Raw genomic sequence first — 4,617 nt, forward strand, 5'->3', positions numbered from 1 at the left:
GGCTCATCGACCAACAACCGACGACCCATCCCAGCCCACTGCGAACCCTGACCAGAAAACACAAAAACCACACCGTCTCCGGCGGGTGGGGCCGCGGTGGGAAGCACTCCCGGTGCGGGGGTGCCGGCGGCGAGTGCTTTGAGCCCGGCGGCGGCCTCGGCGTGGTCGCGGGCGCACACCACGGCGGCCGCTGCCGAGCGGGCACGGTGGCCCAGGGTGTGCGCAACATCGGCGAGGTCGACGCCGGCACCGTCTGTTTCAAGCCATTCGGCGAGCATTCCGGCCGTGGCGGCGATCCGCTCGTCGGTCTTGCCCGAGATCCTCAGGGTGTTGACCGCCGGTGGCCGCGTGTGTGTCGTGGCGGTGCCGTTGGCCAGGGGGTCGAGCCCCTGTTCGATCACGATGTGGGCGTTGGTGCCGCCCAACCCGAACGATGACACCGCCGCACGCCGCGGCCCGTCGGTGTCGGGCCACCGACTCGTCTCGGTGGGGACGTAGAAGCGGGTCGAGGACGCGTCGATCGCCGGGTTCCACTCGGTGAAGTGCAGGTTGGCCGGCAGGTGGGCGTGCTGTACCGCCAGGACGGCTTTGATGAACCCGGCGATACCGGCGGCGGCCTCCAGATGGCCCATGTTCGTTTTGACCGCACCGAGCGCGCAGCGTCCCTGGCCGCCGCCGTAGACCGCGGCGAGCGCGTCGAATTCGATGGGATCGCCGAGAGCGGTTCCGGTTCCGTGGGTTTCGATGAAGTTCACCGAGGAGGCGGCGACATCGGCTGCTCGCAGCGCCGAACGGATGACGTCGCGCTGGGCGGGGGCGTTCGGTGCGGTCATGCCATTGGAACGTCCGTCGGAGTTGACCGCCGACCCACGCACCACGGCCAGCACCCGGTCGCCGTCACGAACGGCGTCGGTCAACCGTTTGAGCACCACGACGCCGGCGCCTTCGCCGCGGACGAACCCATCAGCGCCCGCGTCGAAGGCGTGGCAGGCTCCCCGCGGTGAGAGCATGCCCCATTTGGACAGCGCCAGTTGGGTTTCGGGCCTGAGGATCAAGTTGACTCCCCCGGCCAGGGCAAGGTCGGCTTCGCGGAGCCGCAGGCTCTGGCAGGCCAGGTGGACCGACACCAACGAGGACGAACACGCTGTATCCACGGCCACCGCCGGGCCACGCAGACCCAGCTGGTAGGCGATTCGGCCCACCGTGATGCTGTGGGCATTACCGGTGGCGCAGTAGGCGTCGATGGTTTCCGGCACGGCCGCCGACGCGCTCTGGTATTCGTTGTAGTACACGCCGGCCATCACCGCGGTGCGTGTCTCGGCGACCTCGGCGGCGGCGAACCCGGCGTTCTCCAACGCCTCGACCGCCACCTCCAGCAGCACCCGCTGTTGCGGGTCCATTCCGCGGGCTTCACGCGGGGAGATCCCGAAGTAGTCGGCGTCGAATGCGGTGACCTCGGGCAGAAACCCACCCCACTTGGAGGCCATGCGGCCCGGGGCGAAGGGGTCCGGGTCGTAGTAGGCGTCGGCGTCCCAGCGCTGCGGCGGCACCTCGGCGATGGCGTCGCCGCGCCCGGTGAGGAACTCCCAGTAGCGCTGCGGGCCGAAACCGCCACCGGGGAAGCGGCATCCCACCCCGATCACGGCGATGGGTTCGGCGGTGGCGATGCGCGACGACTTGTCGAACTGCCCGCTCAGCGTGTCGCGCTGGGCGCCGGTCATGGCCGAGATCCGGTCGAAGGTCGTCACCGGAGTCGTTGACGTCACTGTGTTCCCCCTGATTCCACGCTGGCGAAAAGTTCGTCGAGCAACCCCCCGGCGGTCTCATCGGCGCCGTCCGTGCTGTCCGTGCTGTCCGTGTCGTCGGTGCCGGTGTCTCCGGTGTCGCCGGTGTCGCCGTCGCGCCCGTCGCGGCGCGGGTCGACGCGGCGCTCTGTGGACGGCGGGGCAAGCGTCTCGGCCAGGTGGGCGGCCAGCGCCGAGATCGTGGGGTGGTTCCACAGCATGGTTGCCGACAGGTCCACGCCGACCGCCTTTTTGGCTTCCCGCAGCATGGTCATCGCCATCATCGAGTCCAGGCCCAGCTCCGGGAACGGCTGCTCGACGTTGACCGCAGCGGCGGGCATTCCGAGTTCGCCGGCCAGGATCGCCTGCAGCGTCGTCTCCAACTCGCTGCGGATCGTGGTCGGGTCCATGCGCGACCAGTCACGTGCCGGCGCGGTTGCGCCGTCCTCGGGTGGCGCCGCGGCGTCGACCGCGGTGAAACGCAGTCCCCGGATGTCGATGATCGGGGTGTGGTCGTGGCCGGTGACGGCGATGTCGACGATGAGGTCCGTCTCATCGCCGTCGCACCGGCGCACCTGTGCGACGGCCGCATCCGGCGCGCTCTCTGCGAGCCACACCGTCTCGGCGCCGGCCGGCAGCAGCAGCCGCGTATCGGCGCTATCCACCAGGCGGGCGAGGTGGACCGCCGCGTCGAGCAGTGCGGTGGGCGCGCCCTGTGGCGCGGTGAGCTCGGCGTGCACCACGCCGGAGCCGCGCCGCAGCGAATCCACCGACCAGGCGAAGGGCTGACCCTCGATGCCGAACGTGCGCTGCACCTCGGCCATCGACACGTCGCCGTACGGGGTCGCCGGGGTGGGTTCGGCGGCGGCGGTGCCCCCGGCGGCGAACGGGGCCGCTCTGATCGTGGCGCGGGCGTGGGTGACCCAATGATCGGTGCCGGGCGCGGTGGCCGAACCGGTGTCGACGGCACTGGAGGTCACGGTGATGGTTCCGGAGGCGGTCTCGGCGCCGTCGGCCTGGGCATCCGCGTCGGTGGCGTCGGCGGCGTCGGCGACCACCCGGATGGTGCGGTGCCGGTCGACGACGATCGGGTAGTCGAACGTGACATCACGCAGCGCGCTCGCCCCGCAGGCGCCGCCGGCCTGCCACACGGTGGCGATCAGCACCGACACCGGCACGACGTCGACCCCGTCGACACGGTGGACCCCCGGATACGGTGTGGTGCCCGGCGTCAGGCTGGCCTGCCACCAGTGCAGGGGCGGGGCGGTGTCCACGACGATGTGGTGACCGAGCAGCGCACCGTCGTGGGCGGGAGCCACCGCGGCGCGCAGCCGCTGCTGGATCGCCTGCCACTGCGTGTCGGTGTCGCTCGACTCGGCGGGCAACGCCGGTGTCTCGGGCACCACCTCGTCGAGCACCGGCAGTTCGGTGCGGATCCGGTAGCGGGCGGCCAGTTGTGCCCAGTCGGCGTCGACGACGATCGCGCGAACCGGGGCGCCGGTGCCGAGCAGGTCGGAAAGGGCGGTGATCGCCACCTCGCGGGCCATCGGCCGCAGCCCGACATCGGTGGTCTCGGGGTTCTCCTGCTCATCGGTGCGCCACAGCCCCCAGTCGATGACCGTGGCCGGCAACCCGAGGGCGTGGCGGGCCTGGGCGAACGCGTCCAGATATGCGCCGGCGGCGGTGTAGTGGCCCAGCCACCGCGACCCGAGGATCCCGGTGATCGAGGAGAACAGCACGAACCGCCGCACGGGGGTCTTGAGGCTGAGCTTGTGCAGCACCGCCGCCGCGTCGAGTTTCGGCCGGAACATCGCGGCCACGTCGTCGTCGCTCATCTGATCCAGCAGTGCGGGTCCTCCGCCGAGCGCCGCCAGATAGATCCCGTCCAGCGGGGGCAGGTCGGCACCGAACCGGGCGAACAGCTCGGCCATGGCCGCCGGGTCGGCGGCGTCGGCGGCCACGGTCACCAGCCGGGTTCCGGGCAGCTCCTCGGCGATCTCCTCGAGGCGCGCACCGGGGTTGCGTGATACCGCGACGACGGTGGAGGCGCCCATCGCGGCCAGTTGCCCGATCAGGGCGGGCCCGATGCTGCCGGTGGCGCCGATGACCAGCTGACTGGTCCCCGGTGTCAGTGACGCCGACTCCGACGATGCGGTGGTGTCGCGGCGCAGGCGTGGCACATGGCGGCGACCGCCGTGGTAGGCCACCTGGTCGTCGCGACTGTCGGCTGCTGTTTCCTCGCGCAGTGTGCGGGCCAGCAATTCCGGCGGCAGGGCGTCGTCGACATCGATGATGCCGCCCCATATTTCGGGGTGTTCGACCGCGAGGGTGCGCGCCAGGCCCCATAGGATCGCGTGGGCGGGGTTGACCTGCCCAGCATCGACGACGGGCTGTGCGTTACGGGTGACGACGGTCAGCGTCGGGCGCTCGCGGGATTGTGTCAACGCGACTGCCAGGCGCCGGAGTTCGCCGAAGAGCCGGTACGGCGCGGCGATGTCGAAACGGTCGGCGGTGAGCTCAGGCGCGTACAGCACCCGGGTGACCCCGGCGAGATTCTCCGAAGGCGCTTGGCTGATCGCGCTCGGCTCGGCGCAGGTCACCGGGCACCGAAGGGTCTCGGCGAGCTCGTCACCCAGCGCCGCATCGCCGATCACCAGCCAACGGCCCTCGGTCTGCGCTGCACCGGATCCGGTTGATGTGGCCAATTCGTCGGTGGGCCATACCAGTTCGTAGCGCCAGTCGTCGGGGACGGTGGTGGGCGCCGCGTGGGATTCGGTGGTGTTAATGGTGGGTGGGTGTAGGGGGGTCCAGTGGTGGGTGTGGTGCCAGGGGG

General features: G+C 71.0%; 2 protein-coding genes. Both read right to left on the reverse strand.

The genetic code is table 11. The features are described 5' to 3' along the window. The coding region (locus B8W67_RS19870) for a type I polyketide synthase (RefSeq protein ID WP_133056175.1) at positions 1 to 1,721 on the reverse strand (1,721 nt) is incomplete at its 3' end. A 41-nt stretch (positions 1,722 to 1,762) separates the two neighbouring features. Then, on the reverse strand, positions 1,763 to 4,617 hold a 2,855-nt coding region (locus B8W67_RS19875; RefSeq protein ID WP_133056174.1), incomplete at its 5' end, for an SDR family NAD(P)-dependent oxidoreductase.

Origin of the sequence: Mycolicibacillus koreensis (assembly GCF_002104795.1) — a bacterium.
GTDB classification, from domain to species: domain Bacteria; phylum Actinomycetota; class Actinomycetes; order Mycobacteriales; family Mycobacteriaceae; genus Mycobacterium; species Mycobacterium koreense.